The sequence below is a fragment of the Bacillus salipaludis genome (assembly GCF_030938565.1).
Taxonomy (GTDB): Bacteria; Bacillota; Bacilli; order Bacillales; family Cytobacillaceae; genus Neobacillus; species Neobacillus salipaludis_A.
In genome coordinates this window covers 870531-896787 of sequence record NZ_JAVGVR010000001.1, presented here as the reverse complement: position 1 = coordinate 896787, position 26257 = coordinate 870531, and the positions used below count along the sequence as shown (strand labels likewise).

The window sequence follows — 26257 nt, the reverse complement described above, 5'->3', positions numbered from 1 at the left end:
TTTACTTTCCGCTTGGTCACTAATCTCGCCCCTTTCTATATAAAAATATCTTTAAGGTACCACTTCTTTCTAATCCCATTTTAACAATTATATGATTTTTTAGTTAATTTTTCCCAAAATCAACCTAATTTTCTTCCGATATGTTATTGTTCCCCCATAAAAATTTCAATCTTTTTCAAGATCATTCTCAGTTGCACGTCATAAAAACTTTTTCCATAAGATAGAAATAAAAGCGGTTTATTCTGCTGAAAAAGGAAGATGTGGTGCTTCCAGATGAGTAAAAATCAAGATTATTTATTTCAAAACCTTCAAGAGCAAAATATGACATTTGAGCATGTATTTAGCCAAATTGTTTCTTTCATGAAATCTGACCCTTTGGGAAACTACAGGTTAATGGTCGGAACAGACTCACAGGTTCATCGATCGTATACTGTTTTTATCACGGGTATTGTCATTCAAAATGAAGGGAACGGGGTATGGGCTTGTATTCGGAAATACGTTGTTCCACGAAAAATGCTTCACCTGCATGAACGGATTTCCCTTGAATTATCCCTGACAGAGGAAATCGTCTCCATGTTTACAGAGGGGCGAAAAAATGAGCTCATCAATATTATTCTTCCGCACCTTTATCAGGGGGCAACCTTTGTTATGGAAGGACATATTGATATTGGGGCAGGAAAACGGAATAAAACCAGCGCATTTGTAAAAGAAATGGTAACCAGAATGGAGTCAATGGGGGTCGAGCCAAAAATCAAACCGGATGCTTTTGTCGCTTCAAGCTATGCAAACCGCTACACAAAATAAAAGCCTGACACCCAGCACGCTAACCAAGCGCCCTGAGAGTCAGGCAAACAGGCTAAAAACAACATTGTCCACCCCACATGGACAAAACGACCGATTTGTCCACGGACGGTGCCTGTCACTTTTCTTATGCTGTCACTTTTAAATTTATAAACAGTCCAATTCTACGGTGACGGTTGTGCCGACACCGATTTGGCTTTGTATTTTCATTGTTCCACAATGTTCTTGGATGATTTTATTGCTAACGGTTAATCCGAGCCCAATTCCTTTATCTTTTGTGGTGTAAAAGGGGGTTCCTAGGTAATTCAAGCGTTCCTGTTCAATCCCCACACCTTCGTCCGTAAAGCTAATCACGACCCGATTGTGGTCCACTTTTTCTACATTAATATGTACAGTCCCGCCTTTTGGCATGGCTTCTATTGCATTTTTCAAAAAGTTAACAAATACTTGTTTAAGCTGATGCATACTGCAATTAATCTCAACATGATCAGTTGGATAATTTATTTTGATTTCTACTCCATGCAAGAGTGCCTGTGGATGCAGGACATTAATGGTGCTGTCCAAGATCAAAGTTAACTGTTCCCGTTCAAAATGGATTGCTTGTGGTTTTGCTAAAGACATAAACTCATTCACAATCATATCAATCCGGTCCAATTCGTTCGTAATAATTGATAAGTATTGGTCATTCTTTTCCTTATTTGTCGTACTTTTTAAAAGTTTGGAGAACCCCTTTAAAGATGTTAACGGATTTCGGATTTCATGGGCAACACCTGCCGCTAATTGTCCAATGATGGAGAGCCTATCCAAATTCCGAAACGCAGCATCATTGTTCACTCTCTCGGTTATATCCCTTCCTACCGTGACATATGATTCAACTTCTTTTTTTTCATTAAAAATTGGACTAATATTGGATTCAGAATGAAAAATTTCGTTCGTACTTGTCTTCATTTTCACTTGAAAAACTTGAGATTCCCCTGTTTCCTCTATTTTTTGAAACATCTTTTTGAAATCTTCCATTTCCTCAGGAAAAACCAAATCAAATATACTTTTGCCTACTAATTGCTCGGGGGTGTATCCAATTCTTTGTTCATGAGATGGGGAAGCATAGAGAATATCATAATCCTTTGAATAAACTTTTATCATATCGGTTGTATTTTCCGTAATTAATTTATACAATTCACGTGTTCGTTTTAACTCTTTTTCCATTAAAACCGTATGGGTGATATCACGATAAGTCGCAATAATGGCGATCATATCACCATTCGAATTTCGAAAAGGTGAATAGGTAACCGATATGTCAAGGGCTGTGCCATCTTTATGAAACCGTTGAATAATCATATTGGTAAACGATTTGCCTTGTTTGACCTCTTTAATAATTTCCTTCACTATATCGGAATGTGGAATTTCATCAAACCTCTTTCCAATAACATCTTCCTCTGTAAAACCGAAAATCTGTGTATACACAGGGTTTATGCGAATGAATCGATTTTCCATATCGACGATCGCAAATCCGTCTGCTGTACAATTGAGAAACAGATCAATTAATTCATCAGGATTATATAAGACCGATTCATTTCCATTACCAAAAATCGGGATACTAATCGACATAGAAATCTCTCCCACCGCTACAAATATTCTCTCCATCCATTTTACTGAATTTTACGGCAAATAAAAGAACTTTTTTGAATATAGCGACAAAACCGAATAAGGTGACAGGCACCGCTCGTGGACAAAGCGGTTGATTTGTCCACACCACGTGGACACGGGTATGATCTCCTTTAATTAAGGAGGACAAAAATATGGATTAGAAAGGCTGCCAAGAGGATCATAGCTGAGGTAAGGTGGAATTTACGCCGAAATCCGGAGGACTTCTTATAACGCAAATAGCCGGCAAATAATGTAACCGAAAGCATTAGGATTGCAAGATAACCGCTTACAAACTTTACATGAGTATAACCTACCAGCGGCCCCACCTTACTTAAATTAATCAACGCATGGGCCAAAATAAGAATGGTGGCGGAGACTCCTATTTTTATATGCCACTTCATTAAAGCTCTTGAAAACTTCGCCAGGCGAATCTTCACATTTCGTTGCGAAGTATTCCGAATCACAAGAAAAATGAAATACATATTCACATTCACGATGAAAAAAATCACAGCAATCTGTGCCAATAATTGAGCTAAAACCACACTGGAACTATCATGAGGGCTTATTATCCAAATATATACTGTCAAAATAACGACTAATGCAGTATTAACAATCAGCCAAAGCCGGTGATACAAAATAATCCCCTTCTTCCATAGTGGATTTGCATGTTGCCTACAAAAAAATTGGGGGCTGACACCAAGATACATTACAACAATAACAACTTGAGACTCAGTCCCCAATATTATATGGCTTCTTTTACTACTTTTTCCATTTCCTTTACAACTTTAAAACCACCATTTCTTAACTATTATGGCCTTCACATTTAGTCAAAAAAACACCTGGATACAGATATCCAGGTGCTACAATTTAATTAAGTTCAAATCTTCCGCACTAGGGTCCCCATCCCAGTTGGACAACAGTTGACATCCCTTATCAACATAATTAAACCGTTTCGGCAACCTTCTGCTGCTGCAGCATTGTCCCGTTCGCTGCAAAGTTGGTGTGCCATGAAAGTGCTTTTTCTAATACGTGAGGGGTCTGACCTCCCCGAACAAGAGCCTCACGATAATATTCTCGAAGCTGCTCGCGATACATCGGATGTGCACAGCGCTCGATGATCAGTTCCACCCGCTGCCGTGGAGCCAATCCGCGCAAATCTGCATATCCTTGTTCCGTCACAATCACATCAACATCATGCTCTGTATGATCAACGTGTGAAACAAACGGAACAATACTTGAAATTTTCCCGCCTTTGGCAATCGATTTTGTAACGAAAATAGCTAAGCGGGCATTCCGGGCAAAATCACCGGATCCGCCGATACCGTTCATCATTTTCGTTCCTAACACATGGGTAGAATTAACATTCCCGTAAATATCTAATTCTAATGCAGTGTTAATCGAAATCAAGCCAAGACGGCGGATGATTTCCGGATGATTGGAAATCTCCTGCGGCCGCATAATCAACTGATCCCGATACCGATCAAAGTTTGCAGAGACCTCTTTCATTTTTGCATCCGAAAGCGTAATCGAACAGCAGGATGCAAACTGAACCTTTCCTGCGTCCATTAAATCAAATACGGCGTCCTGTAATACCTCTGAATAAACCTCTAAATCATGAAACTCTGAATCGACCATTCCATGAAGAACCGCATTAGCAATCGAACCAATTCCAGATTGCAGCGGGGCAAGACGTTCCGTCAGCCTGCCGGCAGCAATCTCTTTACGCAAAAATTCCATTAAATGCTGGGCCATGACAACCGTTTCCTCATCAGGTGGAACAATCGTAGACGGAGAGTCCAGCTGATTGGTAAATACAATCCCCTTAACCTTTTCAAGATCCACCGGAATTCCAATTGTCCCAATCCGGTCATCCACTTTCGTTAAAGGAATCGGGTCCCGTTCTCCCTGTTTTCCAAGCTCATATAAATCATGCAGGCCTTCTAGGTTCACCCGATGAGCCAAATTGATTTCAATAATAATGGACTTGGCATTTGCCGCGAACGATAAGGAGTTCCCAATCGAAGTCGTTGGAACCACCATTCCATCTTCCGTTATTGAGAACGCTTCCAAAATTGCCACATCAATCGGGTCCATTACATTTGCACGAACCAATTCAGCGGTGTGTGATAAATGCTGATCGACAAACAAAATCTCACCATTGTTAATTTTGCTCCTCATGGTAGGATCCGCTTGAAACGGAAGACGTTTTCCTAAAATCCCCGCTTCGGCAAAAAGCTTATCCACATCGGAACCTAAAGAAGCCCCGGTATACACATTCACCTTAAAGGATTCCTTTTCCGCCCGTTTCACTAACGCAAAAGGAACCGCTTTCACATCGCCGGCACGTGTAAATCCACTTAACCCTAATGTCATCCCATCTTGAATCCATGATGCTGCTTCCTCAGGTGTTACCACCCGATCCCAGAGCTTTGAATCACGAATCCGCTCAAGCCGTTTATCCATATCCCATCCAACCCCCTTACCTAAGATTTTACAGATAAGGTTGATCATTTGGGGATTTTAAGGATTAGTTACGAAAAATTCAGATAAAACAGCAATTCCAATGGATAAAACAGAATTTTTAAAATCCAAGCAAGCGGCGAAAATAACTGGAATAGGATTGACTTACAGGAACTTGATCACCATTATCCATCGAAAGAACAAAAGTAGAATGGGTATCAGGATAAATCGCTTTAATATGATTCACATTCACAATAAACGAGCGATGACAGCGGATAAAATAATCCTTTGGCAGCAGAAATTCAAATTCCTGAAGGGAGTATTTATGCGTCCCGCTATGCTCCTTGCCAAAAACATACGTCTTTTTATCCTTGGCTTCAAAGTAAATCACCTGTGAAAAAGGAATCGGAATCCAGCCATCCTCTGTTTTAATCGTTACAACTAATTTCCCGCTCGTTAACGTTGGAAATATAGCTGTTACGCAACCTTCTAGCTTTCCAGCATGAAAAAAGGGCACAGCCATCCCATGATAAGGAATGCCAAAAACATCACGATCAATAAATTCGGAAATTTTTTGCTTCATGTGAAGCGCTTTAAACGCAATTGTCCCTTCTTTTATCGAATCACCAGGTCTAATCTTTAAATCCACCCTCTTACTTGGCCGATAATAGATATATTCCTTTGTATTGGATACCGCAATGGAAATTTCATCAGAAAACAATTCACTGATTACATCTAGAAGAGAAACGACAGTAATGCTTTCCATAATCCGGCCCCTCCTCCTACAAAATTTCACAACGCCCGTTCTACCTCCTAAGGTTGGCACATTGTGACATGCACTTAAAATTCTACTATAATAGTATACCATTTATACATCCGACCCTATCCGCTCAATCCTAGTCCCCCCTAGAAGACCACTTGGTTCCTAAGTTCTAAAAAAACAGACACCGATATACAAGCGGTGTCTGCTTCCATATTTTATTTAATGGCTATGTTAAACTTAGTTGTTGATTTCCGCTCCAGGCACAAGCGGTTCGGGAAGCCTCCTCGTCGCTTCGTTCCTGCAGGGTCTCCCCTATCCCACTTCAAATGTGTCGAAGGTTGTAGAACTTTGTATTCATATTAGTTTGATTTTATCATCACCCGTGACAAAATTTTATTGTAAGTTTTTTCAAATTACCATATTTAAATTTTCATTGAACGAAGTTTATAAGCATGCTAGTATATATAGTAATATAATAATTCCTTTAAAAATCAGTCCAGAGAGGCTGAAAAGGGCGCGTAATAATGAAATAGGCTTAGTCTATCCATGCCCTTTTGTCCTCTGTGATGAAAGGGCATTTTTAGTATTACGCAGTACTCTTTTTAACGTAGTCCTGTGAGGCTTGAAAAGAGAATGGAAGATTCATTTACTGAATTAAGTATCCATTCCCTTCAAACATTTGTAAAAAACTGGAGGGTATCAAAAATGAACTATCAGAAAAAAACAGTTGTTGCGTCTGTAACGGGCTTAACACTAGAAGGCATGGACATTATGTTTATCTCCTTCGCCATGTCGATGATTATTGCCAATTTTCACATTGATTTAGCTACAGGAGGACTTATTTCTTCGATTACGAATCTAGGAATGCTTGCAGGCGGAGTGATTTTTGGAATTCTTGCAGATAAGTTTGGCCGGGTTCGGACGTTTACGTATAGTATTCTCTTCTTTGCCATCGGTACAGCTTTAACCGGAATGGCAACTAATATAGAACAAGTTTACATTTTCAGATTTATCGCCGGGCTCGGTGCAGGTGGGGAATACGGAATTGGGATGACGCTAGTAGCAGAGGCATGGCCAAAGGAAAAACAAGGCAGGGCCTCATCTTATGTAAGTATTGGTGCTCAATTTGGGGTTATTATCGCAGCCGTACTAAGTGCGATCATCCTTCCTGCATTCGGCTGGAGAGCATTGTTTTTTGTCGGAATTATTCCGGTTATATTTGCCATTATGGTACGTAAAAACTTAAAGGAATCACCGGAATGGCTGGCAGCTCAAAAACGCCAAAAGGCAGATAAAAGACTCGAAAAAAGCAAACTTCCTCAATTATTTGCTACACCGAGAACATCCATGACCACCATTTCATTAGCGATTATGGCAACAGTACAAATTGCCGGCTATAACGGCTTGATGATTTGGCTGCCATCTATGCTGCAAAAATCACAAGGATTGTCCGTTTCAAGTTCGGCTTTATGGACGATCAGCACGGCAGTTGGGATGTTGATTGGAATGCTGACCTTTGGTCAATTCATCGACCGCCTTGGAATGAAACGTTCTTACGGGATTTTCTTACTTGCTTCGGCCTCTGCGGTGTTTTTATACTCGCAAGCAGCAGGTAGTGCAGCTGTACTCATTGGCGGGGCAATCGTTGGGTTCTTTTCAAACGGAATGTTTGCCGGCTATGGCGCACTTATTAGCAGTTACTATCCAGTTCAAATCCGCAGTACCGCCACAAACGCCATTTTTAACTTTGGACGTGCACTTGGAGGACTGTCGCCAATCCTGGTTGGCTACATTTTGCAAAACTATGATATGACTGTCGCGATGACTTATTTGGCGGTTCTTTACTGTGTATCCTTTATTGTGATGCTTGCTCTTAAAAGAAATCATCGGGCGGAAGCTGTAGAATTGAAGCGGGCTGGTTAAGCAATCGAGGTATAGATAAAAAGGGAAGTCTGCCCAAGTAAAATGTACCCTATAGAGTAGACACTTAAAAAAAGTGCTTTCTATAGGGTACTTTTTTTATATAATTTAATAACACAACTAGAGACATACTGGAGACGGAGAAATCATGAGTAAAAAGACTTTTACAGAGAAAGAAATCGCTATACTATCTAAGAATCCATATATACAATCTGTTAGTTCAAAAGGAATTACATACTCTGATGAGTTTAAGCAACACTTTATCTCAGAGTTCAATAAGGGGAAATTCTCGAGACAAATATTTGAAGAAGCAGGGTTTGACGTTGATATTATCGGGATACAAAGAATTAAATCAGCTTCAGAACGTTGGAGGAATGCCTTTAAGAAGGCTGGGGTATTGGGACTTAATGACACTAGGAAAGAAAGTTCTGGTAGACCACGTGTAACGGAGTTATCCCTTGAGGAGAAATATGCCAGGTTAGAAGCTCAAATGAATCTCTTAAAGGCAGAGAATGAACTCCTAAAAAAGATCCGCATGCTAGAAAGGGGGCTGGTGAAGTAAAACTCCCTGCTAGTCAAAAATATATCCTCATTCGGTACGTCATTGAGAAATACAACTTGAAGCACATGGTGAGTTTCCTTTGTGAGGCAGCTAATGTTTCACGAAGCGGGTATTATAATTATTTCTCTCAGAAGTCCGTAGAACAGAGAAAACGGCAAGATGCAAAGGATGAAGAATCAAAAGCGTTGATATTAAAGGCCTTTCACTTTAAAGGTAAAATGAAAGGGGCACGTCAAATTAAAATGACATTGGCGGGCCAATTTCAGTGTGTCTTCAATTTGAAGAAGATCCGTAGAATCATGAAAAAATATGATATTGTCTGCCCAATCAGGAAAGCAAATCCATACCGAAGAATGATGAAAGCCACTCAGGAACACAGAGTGGTTCCTAACCTATTAAACCGTCAATTCAAACAAGATGCACCAGGTAAAGTACTGCTCACGGACATCACATACCTAAACTACCATAGTGGACAAAGAGCGTACCTGTCTGTGGTTAAAGACGGGTCTACCGGGGAAGTATTGGCGCACTATCTTTCTAATCGCATCACCATGGATTTGGCCACTAACACCTTACTCAAATTAAAGAAGAATCGAAACTTTAAGAAGGCTGAAAATGCTCTTATCCACTCTGATCAAGGGACACATTATACCCATCCCGATTTCCAAAAACTCGTTCGGAAACTAAGGTTACGTCAGTCTATGTCTAGGAGAGGGAACTGTTGGGATAACGCCCCAATCGAATCATTCTTTGGTCATCTGAAAGACGAGGTAAACATAAAAGCGTGTAAGACGTTCGAGGAGCTTCAATGTGAAATAGACAAGTATATCCGCCACTATAACCATACCAGATATCAATGGAACCTAAAAAAGATGACCCCTGTACAATACAGAAATCATCTTCTTCAGGTTGCTTAATCCCTTTTTTCAAAATGTCCTTTACAAAGGGTACATTTTAAAGCCAAACTTCCCTTTTTAATTTATAGCACCTTGCTCACGAGAGCCTTTTTTCACTCATGCTGTGGGTTACCGAATAACTGAATCGGTTCATTTTCCTCTACAATATACCCTCCATCCATAAAAAATGAGCTTTCTATCACATCATGGCATCTAGCTTTGTTTTAAAATATGGCTTGTTTTAATTATTTTCCTCAAGGCATTGATAGACCGCCATCATATCTCGTTTATTCAATTCACGAATACGATTGAAAATTGGAATATCTCGGGCAGCTTCAAGATTTGAGCTTCCAGCAACTACATCTCTTACTTTTCCAGTTAACCAAGTTTGTACATCTATACCATCGACGATTTCCTTACGACCTTCATCATTAATGCCACTTGCATAACAACTAACACATGGAACCGATAATTTAAACACGCCATCATGAAGATTATCTTCTGAAATTACTTTCTTCCCTTTGCAGAACGGGCATGGCTGACTTGCTTTAATCTTATTAATTTGGGTAACAATTTTTTTGTAACCAAACGCTTCATAGACATAGGTTAGTTTTTTGTATTTACCATTGGTGAAATACTTATCAATAATGGTTTCTCTCGTTTCGGTAATATTGGCAAAATCACAGACGGTGATCCGATTTTTGCTGCTTATTTCTTCGATACTGCCTTTAATACTGTCCCAAAATGGTAATACATTTTGTAACACTATTTCATACCCAACAAAGCTTGCTCGTTCCAGTTCGAACATTTTCAAGCGTACTTGAGTTTCCCTTGGAAGTAAGGAGACATCTTCCGTAAGTGGCATATCTCCGCCGACAATCGCTTTTAGTTTTTCCAATTCCGGTAACTTCCCTATTGTTTTTATGACCTGATCAATAGGCTGATCAATCATCACTCGAATATCAGTATCACTATAGATTAGCTTTTTATGGTGATTCAGCACTGTTCCTTGGCAGACTGGGCAGTTAATCATCTCTCTGGATGCTTTCATTTGCTCTTTAATGATTGATTTCGAAATAACCATATACATCCCAATGATTTTATTAAAGCCCTCCCATGTCCGCCGTGTCTTTCCTTCTTTATCATAGAATGTCTTTTCCCAATAACCGTATAGAAAGGTATGCTTCTCTGCTTCCGTCATTTCATTATAACTTTTACTAATATCTTGACCGAGCTCATTCTTAATCTCTTCAAAGAGGAATTGTAATTTTGGATATTTATAATGTTTTAATACCTTCATCACGTCTGGATGTAGGAGGCCATCCCAGAATGGAACGGTTTTGTCCTGAATAACAACATCTATATCAAATTTTTCAATCATCCTGCGGCCAGAACAATATGGACAATGATTTTCTTGATGATAAAAATCGAAACTTCTTGTATCTTTATTGGTTGGATGCGCCGCAACAATATGGTTGATGATGCCGCCAATTTCATAAAGAAAACTATATTGACTATACAAATGTCTTTCAAGATCAATGGCGATGACGGGTGCTATAGTGTCAGATTCATATTCACCATAAATCAGACGGGCCATGGATGATAAGCTTTTTAAGATACCGCCCTTATAGACGTTTTCGGCATTTTTAAAATAGGCAATATGATTTTCTTGTAAGTAGTAAATACCATTTTGAGGCTTAAGTGTTGAGGAAATGTGCAATGGCGCCACATTTTCTGCACTGTTATTTTGACGAAAAAAATCATCATGACCAACAACATCAAGATGCTCGACAGGTGCAAGCTGTCTTTTACCAAAATCAATAATAAAATCAGAGCTTTCCAGCATATAGGCGTTATGTTCAATCATCACGATAGAAACCGATTCATCTTGTAGAATGACCCGTACACTATCAATAAATTGGTTTAAAATATTTTGTGACAAACCCTTTGAAGGCTCGTCAAAAATAAACAGCGTATGCGGGTTTCTTGAGTTCGAAAACAGCTCAGAAACTAAATGGACACATTGAAATTCACCTGTCGATAAAGACTGTGTTTTTCTTTCCAACGTCAAATAACCAAGCCCAAGTTTGATCAATAAACTCAAGCGCTTGTGAGTAATGTCTTCATTTGGAAGTTCATCAATAATATCTTCAATTGAACGCTGAAAAATATCCTCAATATCTTCACTGTATTTAGTTAGTCTCCTTTTGATATCAAGAAACGTCGCAACGGTTGACCGGCTGGTAATTGATTGGTTTCGGTCCTGCCCTACCATGACCAGTTTATCTTTTGGGTATCGCTTTAGAAAATCCTTGGCAATACACTCATTGACGAGAGTGGATTTACCACTTCCAGACTCACCCGTAAAGGTGACCAGTCTATTTTTAGGAATCTGAATTTCTCTGATTTGAATATTACGACAATAAAGATCTTGAAATTGATAGAATTCAGGTGGCATGGACGGATTTCGTTCCCAATTGATAGGTTTTGGACGTGGCGATTCTTCCACGATTTTCCCACCATATTTCCCACTGCCAGGTCCAAAGAATAATTGCTCTTCCGTTGCATCGAGTACCGTGTCAGAATGATCAATCAGCCAAATTTGATTCCTATAGCCTAATTGTGTAATCTGTTCTAATATCTTCAATAGTGTTTCATGATCCATTCCAACGGAGATTTCATCAATAATAATTACCGTATTGCTACTTGCTGCCATGAATTCCGCCAAGTAAAGCCTTGTTAATTCCCCTCCTGACAATGTGCCCATGATCCGATTTAATGTTAAGTACCCAATATTCATATTGATAATATTTTTAAGAATAAGTTGTTTCGCCTCACTAATATGTAAAACCTCTGCAAGTGAAAGGATGGATTCAATGCTTAATTCATTGATATCTGAAATACTATGTGGTTTTTCAAATAATTCGAGTTGTTTCTGCTCAACTTCTAGATTATAGCGCCGGCCTTTACACTTTGGACATTCGACATTTTTGGTAGTTCCCCGTCCTTTACAAGCCGGACACCAGCCTAATTCATTATTAAAGGAAAAAACTTCTGGGGAAAGATGATATATTTCAGCAAGCCTAACGCGAATCTCTGTAAAGACGCCGGTATGGGTGCCAATTGTTGAACGCGGATTGGAGGAAATCGATGATCTTCCAAGAAAAAGTACTAAAGGCATCTCTTCCATTTTGATGGCACTGAAATTTGTTTCCATAATATTTGGAAATAAATACTGGTATTCAGCCTTTGGTAATAAGGAAACGAGACGCTTCTTGGATTCTTCACCAATGGTTTGACAAAATGTGGTTTTACCAGATCCAGACAAACCAGCGATTCCTAACGATTGATCTTCCGGCAAGACCGCATCTAAACGGTTAATATTGTTGGCAATTAATTGATTTATTTTCATTGGATATCCTCTCCATTTCTCTAAATCTAGTATTGCCATGTTAGCACAACTTCAAATGAATTTGTTGTGTGTTTTGTATTAATATTTGTACTAATAAAAGAAAACGGCCCAGTCCTAAACCGAGCCCTTTTCTTTTTCCCTATTCATTTCACTTGTTACTCCTCAGAATCATCCCCGTACGCCTCAATCGTTTTATCCCGGCAATCCAGACATTCGCTGCGATTCCTTTCACAGGGGGCTAATTCTTGATGGCAACTGATACACTTGTCTACTAAATCTCTGATCATGTTCATATACAATTCCACCTCTCCAGGTTTTTCTAGTGATTCTTTGACTCATATAGCAAAAAAAGCCAGCTGTATTAATCGGAATAATTCCGGATAATACAACTGGCTTTGATCTACTTTATGTATCCGATCTCTCGGAGTTCAGAAGATTCATCAGTTTGTTTACTTATTGAGTTCAAAGAATATATTCACTGCTCTTGAAAGAGGTAATCCTTCTGGGAGTGAATTTTGGTAATTTTATACTATAATATTATAAACACGCTGTCAATAGTAATTACTAATATAAGTAAAATCTCTCTACATTCATTTGAGTATTTCTTCAAGAAGGCCGATTTTCTTATTTCTCTCTCTTCTTACTTGCACCGCTTGGTTTACTGTAACTGCAGTAAACCGGATCTTGGCAGCTGGTCTAAGCTGTGCGATTAAATCAAGATCGGGGCTAATCACCGTTCCTATCGTCATAAAGCCTCCTCCTGTCGTCGCATCTTTTAGAAACAAAATTATTTCTTCACTATTAGGTAGTACAATGCCTCCTAATGGATAAGTCGTATCCACAACATTTGAAAACCCGCTGCCAGCGCCAAACGGAGTTTCGTCATTTTTTATATTTATTGAAGGCCCTTGGCATCGATAGGCTATCCTACTTGATTCAGTGGAGACGGTCCATTCATTATTAAGCAAGGTCCGAACTCCCTCATCGGTTAGCAGGTAACTAGCAAACCCTAAGACTACTCTTACTTGGATTTCTTGCTCGTTGATCGGAATAAACTCAGAAGGAATGGCTTTTCCTACATTTTTAAAAACACCCGGCAGAGGTTCACCAATGTCAATTTCATCTCCAGCTTTTAAATTCCTCCCCTTGAATCCTCCTAAACCGGTCGTTTGATAGGTGGATTTACTTCCCATCACTTCGGGGACTTGAATTCCCCCTGATACACATAAATAGCTGAAAACACCTAATTGGTTAAATTTAAATGACATAACGTCACCTGGTTTAACCTCCACCGCCTGCCACATCGGAATCAGTCGTTCATTGAGATAGGAGGAAACTGGAGCGCCAGTAATGACAATCATCGTTTTTTTGTAAAATTCCAGTTTCGGCCCCAGCAATGTTATTTCAAGCGCTGCATAGTTAACTGGATTGCCCAAAAGTATATTCCCTATCTGATAAGAATATTGATCAGCAGCTCCTGAAGGCGGCATCCCCAGATGATAATAACCATCCCTTCCTAAATCTTGAACAGTGGTTGATAAGCCGGGTTCAATTACTTTAAGCATTTAAAAATCCTCCATCAGTTCACGAATATACATTTTTCCTTTTGTAAGGTACTCCTCAGGGGAAAACACTACTTCTTTGATATGATAAGTGAATGTTCCGCTTTCTACTTCGGAGCGAATTTTCCTATATTCAATTTCATCAATAGGACGGTATTTCCAAATATCCCCTGGACGAGCAAGCACGACATTCTGCAAGTCTTCTAAACGAAACCCAGTATCAAAGACAGGAACGGCTGACATGCCAATCAATTGGTAACTACCTGGGGAATCAACTGGATAGACTGCGGTAAATGCCCCGCCGATACCTACCGCACGATTTGGAGTCTCTGTACGGGGACTGGAGTATTTTGGAACTTGGATGATTTCTTCCTTGGACAAACCTAATGGGAAGCACCAGGCTATTCCCGGAATATAACCCGTCATAGTAATAAAATAGGGTATGGATGAATGGGCCTCTATAAAGGCATTCCTTTCCTTAAAACCATTAACTCTCATGGCAAACTCAAAGTCTGTCAAGTCCGGATGCTGATGTCTATTTTTATATTTAAAGGAGTATTCTCGAGTAAGGGGATCATCGTACCAGGTTGGAATTTCAACGATCTTCGTCAAAAGATTCATTTCAGATAGATGGCTTTTGTTCATGTCTATATCCATCAGATAATCATGCAAATCAGTTGAAGTTATCATCTCGGGATCATATCGAACGAGATAGGAAGTGTTCGCAGGACAGATATCAATAATCCCCGGTATGTTTCTCCTTCGCAATTCATCAGTGATTGCCAGAGCTTTAAAATTATTCTCAAGACTCATCTCTCTGGAAATTTCCGCATAAATATATTCGTCCCCTAGAAAATCAAATTTGGTTTCAGGTAACGTAAACATCGAGGTTACTCCTTTCTCCTTCGTTAAACAGCTTATTGATCCTTCGGCTAATGGTCGCCGGACTTATTCCGAGTACTTGAGCGGCTTTAGCTGCTGTACCATATTTATCCATCGCACTTCTAATTAACTGCGCCTCTACTTCTTCGACTGCTTCTTTTAAGGGAACAATGGAATGAATAATAGCTTTAAACTTTGTTTCTTTTGACTCTCCATAAAGAACTGCCATCACATCTTCTCCGGTAATAGAGTTTTCTCTCGTGGTTACGACTAATCGCTCAATCACATTTTGTAATTCTCTTACATTACCCGGCCAATCATAACATTCAAGAACATCCAATGCCTTTCTCGTTAAGGCCTTTTCCCATTTGTAAGTAGCATTAAACTGTTCTAGGAAATTCACAGATAAACAGCTGATATCATGATTTCTTTCTCTTAGTGGTGGAATCGTTACCGGGATTACATTCAAACGATAGTAAAGATCTTCTCTAAATTTGTTTTCTTCGATCAATTTCTTTATGTCCCTATTCGTTGCCGCGATTACCCTTACATCCACTTTCTTACTTTTAACGCCACCAATTCGCATAACTTCTCTTTCTTGTAACACTCTAAGAAGTTTAACCTGCAAGTTCAAGGGGAGTTCAGTAATTTCATCTAAGAAAATGGTACCCTGATTGGCCAATTCAAACATTCCGGGTTTACCATTTTTATCCGCCCCGGTGAAAGCCCCTTTTTCGTAGCCGAAAAATTCACTTTCGATCAGATTTTCAGGTATGGCTCCGCAATTTACTCTTATTAAAGGATACTCACTTCTCTGACTATAAGAATGAATTGTTTGAGCAAACACTTCTTTCCCTACCCCGGATTCTCCATAAAGCAAAACTGTAGAATCCACTGAGGCGATTTGTTTAATTTGCTCAACTAAATTTTCCATCACTTTAGAACGATAGATTAGTTTTTTTTCATGGTCCTTACGTTTGATCATTTCATCTAGTTCTTGTTTAATTAAATTGGATTTTTGTTTTTCTATCTCCAACTCTTCCCGAAGCTGGTTAATTTCCGTGATATCCCTTGAAATAATGACTACCTTTTCTAATTTATCTTCGTAAAAAATGGGTGTAGCAACGGACCAGATCTTTCTTCCTCTCGCGTTTTCATGAACAAAAATCCCTTTGCCTTTTTTCCGAGTCTCTTCCAGTATATTTTGTTTAAAAAAACCTCTCTGTTGAAGTTCATTTACCTTTTTCCCAATCAATTGATTGGAAGATTGCAACATCCAAAAATCTTTGAGAAAGGTACCTGCTGCACGGATAATTTCTCCTTTAGAATCAATGACAAGAATTTCTTCGTCCGCGGAAGAGTAAATGGCTTTTAAATCTTCATTTAAACTTCTGACCCACTCTAGTTCGTTTATCGCTTCTTCTAATTGTTCGCGGAGATGAAAAATATGAATGATTCCTTCAATCTTTCCGTCATTAAAAAGTGGAGAGAAGTTTCCGATTATCTGCTTAAAATTAATGGAGTTGTTTACATTTACGAACTGTTTTCCATTCAAGACATCTTCTAGCTTATCTATCGCAAGTAATGTTTTATAATTCCTGTTCATTAAGAAACGACTAGATAATCCCAGTATATTTTCCGCCATCTCATTAACAGAGGTGATACCTAATTTATGATCCGTTGTAATGACTCCAATCCGGGCACTATTAAAGATTTGGCTTTTTTGTTGCAATTTAAGTTGTGTTAATTTGTTCCTTGCATCCTCTAACGAACAATATCCCACCACTTTGCCATGCTCATCTATCCCGAGAACAACCGATACATTATGAAAGAACTCAACCGAATTTTGAAATGGTACTAATAACACATCCGTTTGATATTCAACCCTTTTTTGAAGGTCTCCATTTTCAACTATTTGTTTAATTAATTCCTGATGATTGAAGTATCCAACTATCGTCCCATTATCCTTTACAAAAACCACTTCATCTCCTTCGTTACAAATCAACTCCATAGCTTCATGTAAAGAAGACTGATGGTTGATGGTTGTTGAAATCGGTTTCAAAAGATCTTTCCAAAGGATCATCTTTTCACCTCCAGAACTTTATTAAAGAAATAATTCCGTAACAATTTGAACGTATTTTATTCTATTTTACTATTAAATTTCATATTTGAAAATGAATGTTGTTAGACTTTATAAAATCTTTTAATTATTATAATAAATTTCAAAATTGAAATATATATTATATTCAGTGGACAGCGCGTGTAAATTATTAAAACTAAAACCCTTGGTCCTGTAGCAGGATCAAGGGTTTTCTGATACAACCTAATTATTCTTCCCAGTATTGCAACGTTCTTTTATACAACATTTCCCGATACTGCTTCGTAGATTTAGGAAGGATTTCACCTGTGTGATCATCAAGCACCACACCATAACGCCGGATTAAATCAAGCCGATCAATTTCACCCGCATTGTATAATCTTTGCACTTCCGAAATATCCATTGTCAACCAAGCTTTCCGATTGAACCTTATATATCCCCTTTCGCGTGCAGTAGCTTTTTCATCGATCTCATAAAGATCAATTTCTTTATCCATTTCTGAAATAATTACACCATAATCTTTTTTAGCTCGTTCGATAGAAACATAGCCATCAATAATATCTTCCAAGACCTGTTTTGGCTCTCTTTCTAACGGATCCCCTAATCCACCGCCACCAGCAGAAGGGCGAACAAATTCATCACCTTGCCCGACTTTCACATTCGAGAAAATGGTCCCTAAAAACTGCTCACTTTCTTTTCCAGGGTTCAACCAAACCCCTTGCGGATAAGACGGCAGCCCTCCAAAGATTCCCCATGTGATGGATCTTGAACGGTCACAACAATATGACATGACGGTCCGATCGATTTGGGAGAGAATCCCCCCCTTTTCAACCCCACAACCACCACGATACTTACCAGGTCCGCCGGAATCCGTAATGATGCTATGGTGTGTAGTAACGACAGGAGAAAGCCGCTCTTGTCCTTCGCATGGCTGTATGCTTAAACCAACTCCAAATACTGGAGAAAGAGCATTCGCCCCATCTTTTTCATTTCTTCCCCCATGTCCACCTGCCATCCAATCATACCACATAAAATAATTATCATAGTTTTCTCGCTTATCCCATCCGCCAATTAATAAATATTCTAGATTGAAGGAACAGGCTAATGCCCTTTCAGGCATAACATGTGACCAAAGCTCAAAAATGGCATTCATAATTTTCTCATATGCTCCCGAGCAAAAACCGGAAACCGCAGCTGGCCATGGGGCATTTACCACTGAATTCTCAGGGAGATGCACATCTAGAACTCGATAAAACCCTGAATTGAGAGGAATCTCAGGGAAGAACGTTTTGGTTCCTGCCACAACAGCTGAAAAGGAAGCACCGAACCCGGCATTCAGGAAGCACCCAATGTAGTGATGGGATCCACTCAAATCGTAAAGAATCTTGTCATCCTTAATTTCCATTTTTACCTTGATTGGAATCAAGCCGTCACCTAATTGAGGATCCATGTCGATAAAATCGGCCGTTTCCCAAGTACCATTAGGAAGTTCAGCGACTTTTGACTTGGCTAACCTTTCCACATAATCCTGTACTTCTTCAAACGCTGTAAGAACCGTTTCTTTACCATACTTTCCAATCAACTGTAACAATTGCCTTTCTCCAACTCTAGTAGCTTCCGCTTGGGCACGCAAGTCACCCAACCGTTCCTCCGGAAGGCGCATGTTGGCCACTAAAAGATTGGCCACATCTGCCAAATAGACACCCTTTCTCCAGATTCTGATCGGAGGAATTCGAGTACCCTCACCATAATGTTCTTGAGCTTGAACATCAAAGGAACCAGGGACAGATCCGCCTACATCTGCCCAGTGACCAGTGGACTGCATAAGTGCAATGAGTTCTCCCTCATGGAAAACAGGACGGATGATTCCGACATCGCAAAAATGTGTTCCACCGCGATAGGGGTCATTAATCAGAAAGACATCTCCAGGATGAATGTCATCACCAAAATCTTCAAGAATCGCTTTGGCTTTTAAATGTAAAGTTCCGACGTGTACCGAGATATCCTGTGTTCCCTGCATAACTGTGTTCCCTTTTGCATCGCATAGCGCTGAACTAAAGTCACGATTATAGATAACAAAAGAATAACAAGTTCTTAAAATCTGCTCAGAAATTTGGTCTACCAAGTTTACAAATGCATTCTTTAGAACCTCAAATGTTACCGGATCTAACTTACTCTTATATCCCTTTGTTGTCCCTTCATATATCTGGTTCATACTATGCCTCCTTCTTGACATGGGTCATAATGATATTTTTATATTCATCTACTTTTACAATGAATTCTGGCGGTATTACGGTAGTGGAATCCATCTGTTCTACAATTGCCGGGCCGGAAAATTCAGCTAAGGCAGGAATTTTATCACGGTTGTAGATTGGTGTTTTGACGTACCCGCCACCTTCCTCAAAATATACATCTCTATATTCTGCTAAAGCGTCATCTAATGTTCCAATGGGTTCGAACTTAGGAAGCGCAGGTTTTGGTGAAATACCGACAGCTGCCACTCGAATACCGTGAATTTCAACCACTTGTTCACGATCGGAAAAAGAAAATTCCCTTTGATGTTCTTGGTGGAATCGTTCCAACGCTTCCTCCAGGGAACGAATAGGACGACCTACAGGTACCTCTAAGGAACGCCATTGTCCCATATACCTCATTTCTAAATGGCGGATAAGGTTCATATTTTCCGGCTCTATCCCATCTGCTTCCAGCAGTTTCACCGCTTCTTCTTCCAACTTGGCAAATTCACTTTCTAATTCGTTACCCGTTACATCCGCTGCTACAGCTAGATACGTTTTAGAAAGATCATGACGTACATCTACCAATAAACATCCCATCGCCGAAGTGATCCCCGGGAATGGCGGAACAATGACGGTTGGGATTTCCATTTCCTTTGCTAAATGGGCTCCATGAAGTGCGCCTGCTCCCCCAAACACGACCAATGCAAAATCGCGGGGATCATAGCCGCGGCGAACAGAGATAAGACGTAGAGCATCACACATATTGGCATTGGCCACCTTAATGATAGAATTTGCTGCTTCCTCAGTAGTCAAACCAAAGTATTCTCCAATTTGTTCTTGGATTACTTCTCGGGAAGCTTCTTTATTTAAGGTCATTTTCCCGCTTAGCAGCTTGGTATTCAATCTGCCAAGCAATACGTTCGCATCTGTATTCGTTGGTTTATGGCCGCCCTTCATATAACAAGCAGGACCCGGCGCGGCTCCGGCGCTTTGAGGACCGTTTCGTAAAGCTCCCCCATCGTCAACCCAGGCCAAACTTCCCCCACCTGCTCCGATGGTTAATATTTCGATGCTTGGAAATCCGATTGGATAGCCATACTCAATATACCAATCCTTGGTAACCCTTAGGTCACCGTTATACATCAAGGAGATATCTGTGCTTGTCCCCCCCATATCTAAACCGATTGCATTATTGTACCCGCATAATTTTGCTATGTATGAACCTGCAATAGCACCTGCAGCAATCCCGGAACTCGCTAATCTCGCGGCATACTTAGAAACCGTTTCAGATGTCATGACTCCTCCACCGGAGTGAAGTAAAAGAACGTCACCTTTATATCCCTTATCTCTCATTTCTGTCGTAAGATTTTGAATATAATCATTCAAAAGCGGCCCGAGGACGGCATTTACGATGGTCGTGCTCATTCTTTCGTGTTCAAAAATCTCCGGTAGAGTCTCATTGGATGTACAGACATAAACTCCTGGAAGTTCCTTTTCCAGAATTTCTTTCATTTTCAGCTCATTCGCGCCATTGTTATAAGCATTGATAAAACATATCGCAACCGATTCCACTTCACGCCTTTTCAATATACGAGCCAGATCCTTAGCTTTTTCTTCATCTAATGGGGTGATAACCTTTCCTTCAAAATCTACTCTTTCTTCTACTTCAAAGCGATCACGTCTTTTAATATAAGGAGGAGCCACATCAATATAATTGTCCCATAGTTCCAATTTTGTTCCCCGGCGAATTTCCGGAACATCCCTAAAACCTTGGGTTGTAATTAGGGCAGTTTTAGGTAAATTTCTCGTTATCAACGCATTAAGCCCAACGGTTGTACCATGTGAAAAGAAATGAATATCTTCAGTTGAAACATTGGATTGGGTAATTCCTGTCAAGATCCCCTCAGCTGGATTATGCGGTGTTGAAGATACTTTCGTTACTGAAATTTCCCTTGTTTCTTCATTAAATATAAACACATCGGTAAAGGTTCCCCCTACATCTACGGCCAACTGGTATTTACTCATGTTTCACCCTCCATAATAGAATAATTTAGTTATAATGACTGCTTACTAAACTTGCATTATTGGGAATATTCTGAATTTATAAAGTTATCCTCTCCCACCACTTTTCTAGTTGTAAGCGAATTTAAGTTAATAAAAGTTCACTTGTCCAATAATAATGCAAATAACGTGCCAATATTGAAAATTGACCAATGCCTTGATAATAATAAAGTTGTTTTAAAAAAGGGGGTATTTATTTTTCAAAACTGAAATATGTAATTTCTATATTGAAACAAACCTATAAAGAAAGTTATTTTTCATTCACCAATAGGTTTTATACAGCGCTTTCATTCTGAAATCCCTAAAAAAACTATTTTGTTTTCACTAAAAATTTCAAAAATGAAATATTCATATCATTTTTTCTTATCCTGTTCCATAAATATCAAGGTTTTGGAGATATCATATGAACGGCATTATTCTTGCAACTATATTAAATGAGTAAATTGCTTTGTTTTTAGCAACGATTAGGCTGTATCTCAATCAAATTTAGGAAGGTTGATTATGGCTGGTCATAAAATAAATTAGTATTATACTAACAATCATTTAAGGAGATGTTTCCAATGGCTTCCATCCATACTTACTTTCTAGCCGGACATGCACGTTTACCACAAGGAATGGCTGCAAAAAGTGTTTTTGATACATTGACGATAACAGCGGAAATTGACAATAAATATGGGGTTATTATTGAGGCATCATGTACGTTAGCAACGGAACATGGTAGAAATTATGTAGATGAACTTCTAAAGGGATTAAGTCTGAAGGATGGTATTGATGAACCCATTCGTATTTTGCAAAATCACTATAGAGGCCGAGCGACAAATGCTCTAACAGCTGCACTCAAAGATTTGTTTTATCAATATGAACAATTAAACATTCATAAATAAACCTAAAAAATTCCCACTCTAATGGTTGGCATTTTTAGTAGTGTCCATTAAGACACTTTTAATCCAGAAGAATCTGCCGTCAGTAGCCATTTAAAAAGCTACCTTTCTTGTATTCGGCCATTGTATGGCGATAGTTTACCTTAATATCTAATTAGTCGATACTAAACAATCTAACCTTGTTTGTTGAATAGTCCAAAGGATATTGACAGAAAGATGTCTAACATTTTCCATTTTTCTACACTTATTCCCAAGTGGGAATAACTCATATCTTACCTTCAGGTTAGGTTGTATAATAGACTCTTACAGAATTGTTATACACCCAAGTAAATATAACTCAATAATCTCTTTTTATTAAGCTGGGACAGACTTCAATTTAGCTCAAAAATCAAATTACATTTTTCACAAAAAATAACTTCAAGATAGAAAAAACAGCCAAAATCTAGTAAGATATCCACATGTGACATTAGATAAGGGGTTAAAAAAATGAGCGTATTAAACGTACAAAATTTAAGTCACGGTTTCGGTGATCGTGCGATTTTCAATAATGTGTCTTTTCGACTTTTAAAAGGTGAGCACGTTGGACTAGTTGGGGCAAATGGTGAGGGTAAGTCTACCTTCATGAATATTGTTACTGGGAAGCTGCAACCCGACGAGGGGAAAGTTGAGTGGTCACGAAAAGTTCGTGTTGGTTATTTAGATCAGCATGCTGTGCTTCAAAAAGGCTCTACGATGCGTGACGCTTTGAGTACTGCTTTTCAATATCTTTTTGATACTGAATCAGAGATCAATGAACTTTATGCAAAAATGGGTGATGAAGGCGCTGATATCGATGCATTACTTGCAGAAGTTGGAGAGCTACAAGAAACTTTAGATAGTAATGATTTCTATCGAATTAATTCAAAAGTTGAGGAAGTTGCTCGTGGTCTAGGATTAGATGATGTTGGACTCGATCGAGATGTAGATGATCTTAGCGGTGGTCAACGTACGAAAGTTTTGCTAGCTAAGCTTTTGCTAGAAAAGCCCGAAATCCTATTACTAGACGAGCCTACGAACTATTTGGATGAACAGCATATCGAATGGTTGAAGCGCTATTTACAGGAATATGAGAATGCGTTTATCTTGATTTCACATGATATTCCATTTTTGAACAATGTTGTTAACTTGATCTATCATATGGAAAACCAAGAGTTGAATCGGTATGTTGGTGACTATGATAACTTCTTAAAAATATATGAAATGAAGAAGCAGCAGCTAGAGTCTGCTTACAAGCGTCAACAACAAGAAATTGCTGATTTGAAAGATTTCGTGGCCCGAAACAAGGCAAGTGTTGCGACTCGTAACATGGCGATGTCTCGTCAAAAGAAGCTTGACAAGATGGATATTATTGAATTAGGGAAAGAGAAGCCAAAACCAGAGTTTAACTTCAAAGAAGCTCGTGCAGCTAGTCGTTATATTTTTACGGCTGAAGATCTCGTTATTGGTTACAATGAACCACTTTCCCGCCCTCTGAATTTAAAAATGGAACGCGGACAAAAAATTGCATTCGTGGGTGCAAACGGTATTGGTAAGTCTACTCTTTTAAAAAGTATTCTTGGGTTGATTGATCCGCTGGAGGGTAAAGTGGAACGTGGTGAGTATCAATACATCGGTTACTTCGAGCAGGAAGTTAAACAGTCCAACTACAACACTTGTATTGAAGAGATTTGGAGCGAGTTCCCAAGTATGAATCAGGCTGAAGTCCGTGCTGCTCTTGCAAAATGTGGATTAACGACGAAACATATTGAAAGTAAAATCGAAGTCCTTTCTGGTGGCGAAAAAGCTAAAGTTCGATTGTGTAAAATATTAAACACAGAAACAAATTTATTAATTTTAGACGAACCTACCAATCACTTGGATGTGGACGCAAAAGAAGAATTGAAGCGTGCTTTAAAGGCATATCGCGGAAGTATTTTGATGGTATCCCACGAACCTGATTTCTATCGTGAAATTGCGACCGATATTTGGAATTGTGAGGATTGGACTACGAAAGTGTTTTAAATAAAAGAGTAAGGGGGTACCCAATGAATAAAATTTCACTTGGGTACCCCTTTTTATAAACCATCCAAAATTTTTAATAAAAATATACTTTAGATTTCTTAGTTCGCACATGTAATATTGGATTAATTTTTCTATTTAGAGTATAGCTATTTTTCATTTTCCGATTCAGCCATTTTTTCAACAATATTTCTTCCCTCCTCTTTCCACCAAAGGGCCTCATGAGGATCCTCCAGAATTTCCGCAATTTCATGTTTTTCCTCTACTGCTGGTGCTGATCCCCGCAGCGCTTTCCCCGTGGTTTCCTTTACAAAAAACATGGCGACAAGACCAATTAAACATGCAGCCATAATATAATAAGCTGGAACCATCTTGTTATCTGTCACTTTTATAAGCCACGCCATCACCAATGGAGTTGTTCCGCCAAATAGAGAAACAGAAATATTAAATGTAATGGCCAGCGCAACATATCTTACTTGTGTAAAAAAAAAGAAGGTAGCATAGACGGCATGGTTGCTTCGAAGGTAGCTAAAAGAATAGCTAATATCATCAGCCCTAAAAAAACCGTCAAATTATTCCCGCTTTCAATCATCTTGAAAGAAGGGATGGATAAAAGAATTACCCCAATCAAGCCTCCTAAAATAATGCGTTTATTCCCTATTCGATCACTGAAATAACCCATGAGTAAAACAATGGGAATCATGATAAACATCACAATTAGAATCAACAAAAGACCTTTGGTTTCTTCATAACCGAGGACAACATTTAAATAAGCTGGCATATACGATAACAACATATAATCCACAACATTAAAAAATAAAACTAAAACCATCCCTTTTAACAGTTGTGGCCAATGATAAACAAAAACTTTTTTGATTAACCCTTTTTCATTTTCCTTAGGCTTTTCTTCTTTCATTGCTTCAAAGATAGGAGTCTCTTCCAAATGGTTTCTCAAATAAAGACCAATTAGGCCGATCGGAGCAGCTATAAAGAAAGGAATCCGCCATCCCCAATCCTGCATTTTATCGTCTCCAAGCCAAAAACTGAGAATCGTTACGATGCCGGATCCAGCAATATATCCTACTAATGTTCCTACTTCTAACCCGCTTGACAAAAAGCCTCTTTTTTTATCGGGTGAAGATTACACGATGAATGTCATGGCACCTGAATATTCGCCGCCTGTAGAAAATCCCTGAACTAATCTGGCTAAAAGCAACAATATAGGCGCCAGATTTCCAATTTTCGCATAGCTTGGTATCAACCCCATACTTAAAGTAGCTAGAGACATTAACACTAAAGTGATGGTTAATATCTTTTTTCGTCCTAACTTATCACCCAACATGCCAAAAAACATCCCGCCCAAGAGGACGAACGAGGAATGCCACAGCAAAAGTACCAAATGAATATACTAATTGGAGCGGCCCGGTCACGCCCGAAAAGAACACTTTTCCTATTATTACAGCTAAGTAGGAGTAAATTCCAAAATCAAACCACTCCATCGCGTTTCCAAGAGCAGTTGCTACCACTGCTTTTTTTGTAGCATCTGTATCCACAATGGTAATATCATCTTTTCTTAGTCTTCTTTGGGATTTTTTTCTAAACCCTGCCCATTTTTCCGCATTTTCAACCAATCAGTTCACCCTAATTCATATTAAAAGTCAAATCATGATGTTATTTTAAACTGGCTTCTTCATTGCTATTCAAATAAAATTTTCGTGGAGCTTCTTAATTTTTGGCTTATTTCCAATTGTAAAAATCTATCACCTTATTGCATATATGGGCAAAATTGAACAATACATTCAAAAATAAAGTAATGAATTCAAAAGGAGGAGGAATTTTTAATTATGGAGGAAGAAGGTATGAACTTGTATGCAAAGCAACGAACCTTGTTAAAAGCATTAACGACTGAGTGGCGGACACATGAAAGGATAAAATTATTCGATGTAAGAGGATTAAACAATTTTAAAAAGAAGACTGCCCCCTAAATGAGACTGCCTTCTTATATCTTTTATTTGCCCTTCCAGTTAATGAAAAGCCT

General features: G+C 38.9%; 17 protein-coding genes and 2 pseudogenes. 6 read left to right on the top strand and 13 right to left on the bottom strand.

The features are described from left to right. Nucleotides 1-273: 273 nt before the first annotated feature. Complete coding sequence (locus tag RCG21_RS04395; RefSeq protein WP_133338112.1) at nt 274-804, top strand: ribonuclease H-like YkuK family protein; 531 nt, start codon at nt 274-276, stop codon at nt 802-804. A gap of 144 nt (nt 805-948) precedes the next feature. On the opposite strand, the gene RCG21_RS04390 is transcribed toward RCG21_RS04395, so the two are convergent. From RCG21_RS04390 to RCG21_RS04375, 4 genes are all read right to left on the bottom strand, one after another. After that, nucleotides 949-2409 carry a PAS domain-containing sensor histidine kinase gene (locus RCG21_RS04390; RefSeq protein WP_133338110.1) on the bottom strand — a complete coding sequence of 487 codons (1461 nt, stop codon included), beginning with the start codon at nt 2407-2409 and terminating at the stop codon, nt 949-951. 170 nt (nt 2410-2579) lie between these two features. Further along, the gene (locus RCG21_RS04385; protein WP_133338108.1) at nt 2580-3083 is read right to left on the bottom strand and encodes a hypothetical protein; all 504 of its coding nucleotides are present in this window, start codon (nt 3081-3083) and stop codon (nt 2580-2582) included. A gap of 307 nt (nt 3084-3390) precedes the next feature. Then, nucleotides 3391-4911: a succinyl-CoA:acetate CoA-transferase ScpC gene (scpC, locus tag RCG21_RS04380; protein WP_133338106.1), complete on the bottom strand. Its 1521-nt coding sequence runs from the start codon at nt 4909-4911 to the stop codon at nt 3391-3393. A 118-nt stretch (nt 4912-5029) separates the two neighbouring features. After that, nucleotides 5030-5674, bottom strand: coding sequence for a LytTR family DNA-binding domain-containing protein (locus RCG21_RS04375; protein ID WP_133338104.1), 645 nt, complete (start codon nt 5672-5674; stop codon nt 5030-5032). Nucleotides 5675-6376: 702 nt separating this feature from the next. On the opposite strand from RCG21_RS04375, the gene RCG21_RS04370 reads away from it, so the two are divergent. Continuing rightward, the gene (locus tag RCG21_RS04370) at nt 6377-7594 is read left to right on the top strand and encodes an MFS transporter (RefSeq protein WP_133338102.1); all 1218 of its coding nucleotides are present in this window, start codon (nt 6377-6379) and stop codon (nt 7592-7594) included. 145 nt (nt 7595-7739) lie between these two features. Next, nucleotides 7740-9070, top strand: a protein-coding gene (locus RCG21_RS04365; RefSeq protein WP_308912891.1) for an IS3 family transposase whose coding sequence is annotated in 2 segments (ribosomal slippage) — nt 7740-8112 and nt 8112-9070 — 1332 coding nt in all. Because the reading frame shifts where the segments join, the coding sequence is not laid out codon by codon here. Nucleotides 9071-9162: 92 nt separating this feature from the next. On the opposite strand, the pseudogene RCG21_RS33455 reads toward RCG21_RS04365, so the two are convergent. The 8 genes and pseudogenes from RCG21_RS33455 to RCG21_RS04330 all read right to left on the bottom strand — a co-directional run. Further along, nucleotides 9163-9255, bottom strand: a pseudogene (locus RCG21_RS33455) (peptide ABC transporter ATP-binding protein); the annotation flags it as partial. Nucleotides 9256-9290: 35 nt separating this feature from the next. Then, complete coding sequence (locus RCG21_RS04360; RefSeq protein WP_133338100.1) at nt 9291-12461, bottom strand: ATP-binding cassette domain-containing protein; 3171 nt, start codon at nt 12459-12461, stop codon at nt 9291-9293. A gap of 155 nt (nt 12462-12616) precedes the next feature. Next, the gene (locus tag RCG21_RS04355; RefSeq protein ID WP_155925532.1) at nt 12617-12754 is read right to left on the bottom strand and encodes a hypothetical protein; all 138 of its coding nucleotides are present in this window, start codon (nt 12752-12754) and stop codon (nt 12617-12619) included. 297 nt (nt 12755-13051) lie between these two features. Beyond that, nucleotides 13052-14026: a 5-oxoprolinase subunit C family protein gene (locus RCG21_RS04350; RefSeq protein ID WP_133338098.1), complete on the bottom strand. Its 975-nt coding sequence runs from the start codon at nt 14024-14026 to the stop codon at nt 13052-13054. Beyond that, nucleotides 14027-14908, bottom strand: coding sequence for a 5-oxoprolinase subunit B family protein (locus RCG21_RS04345; protein ID WP_133338096.1), 882 nt, complete (start codon nt 14906-14908; stop codon nt 14027-14029). After that, the gene (locus tag RCG21_RS04340) at nt 14892-16988 is read right to left on the bottom strand and encodes a sigma 54-interacting transcriptional regulator (RefSeq protein ID WP_133338094.1); all 2097 of its coding nucleotides are present in this window, start codon (nt 16986-16988) and stop codon (nt 14892-14894) included. Before RCG21_RS04340 ends, RCG21_RS04345 begins: the two co-directional genes overlap by 17 nt. A gap of 244 nt (nt 16989-17232) precedes the next feature. Further along, on the bottom strand, nt 17233-19218 hold the full coding sequence (locus tag RCG21_RS04335) for a hydantoinase B/oxoprolinase family protein (RefSeq protein ID WP_133338092.1): 1986 nt from the start codon (nt 19216-19218) through the stop codon (nt 17233-17235). A gap of 1 nt (nt 19219) precedes the next feature. Further along, nucleotides 19220-21265, bottom strand: a complete 2046-nt coding sequence (locus RCG21_RS04330) for a hydantoinase/oxoprolinase family protein (RefSeq protein WP_308912890.1) — start codon at nt 21263-21265, stop codon at nt 19220-19222. Between the two features lie 596 nt (nt 21266-21861). Here RCG21_RS04330 and RCG21_RS04325 point away from each other — a divergent pair. Together RCG21_RS04325 and RCG21_RS04320 are read left to right on the top strand one after the other, a co-directional pair. After that, a complete protein-coding gene (locus RCG21_RS04325) occupies nt 21862-22185 on the top strand; it encodes a DUF3870 domain-containing protein (protein ID WP_208025408.1) in 324 nt (107 codons plus the stop codon). Nucleotides 22186-22668: 483 nt separating this feature from the next. Beyond that, complete coding sequence (locus RCG21_RS04320) at nt 22669-24222, top strand: ABC-F family ATP-binding cassette domain-containing protein (protein ID WP_133338088.1); 1554 nt, start codon at nt 22669-22671, stop codon at nt 24220-24222. Between the two features lie 146 nt (nt 24223-24368). Here the strand turns inward: RCG21_RS04320 and RCG21_RS04315 are convergent. After that, nucleotides 24369-25850: pseudogene (locus tag RCG21_RS04315) on the bottom strand (MFS transporter). A 213-nt stretch (nt 25851-26063) separates the two neighbouring features. Here RCG21_RS04315 and RCG21_RS04310 point away from each other — a divergent pair. Next, complete coding sequence (locus RCG21_RS04310) at nt 26064-26204, top strand: hypothetical protein (protein ID WP_165976346.1); 141 nt, start codon at nt 26064-26066, stop codon at nt 26202-26204. Nucleotides 26205-26257: the final 53 nt, after the last annotated feature.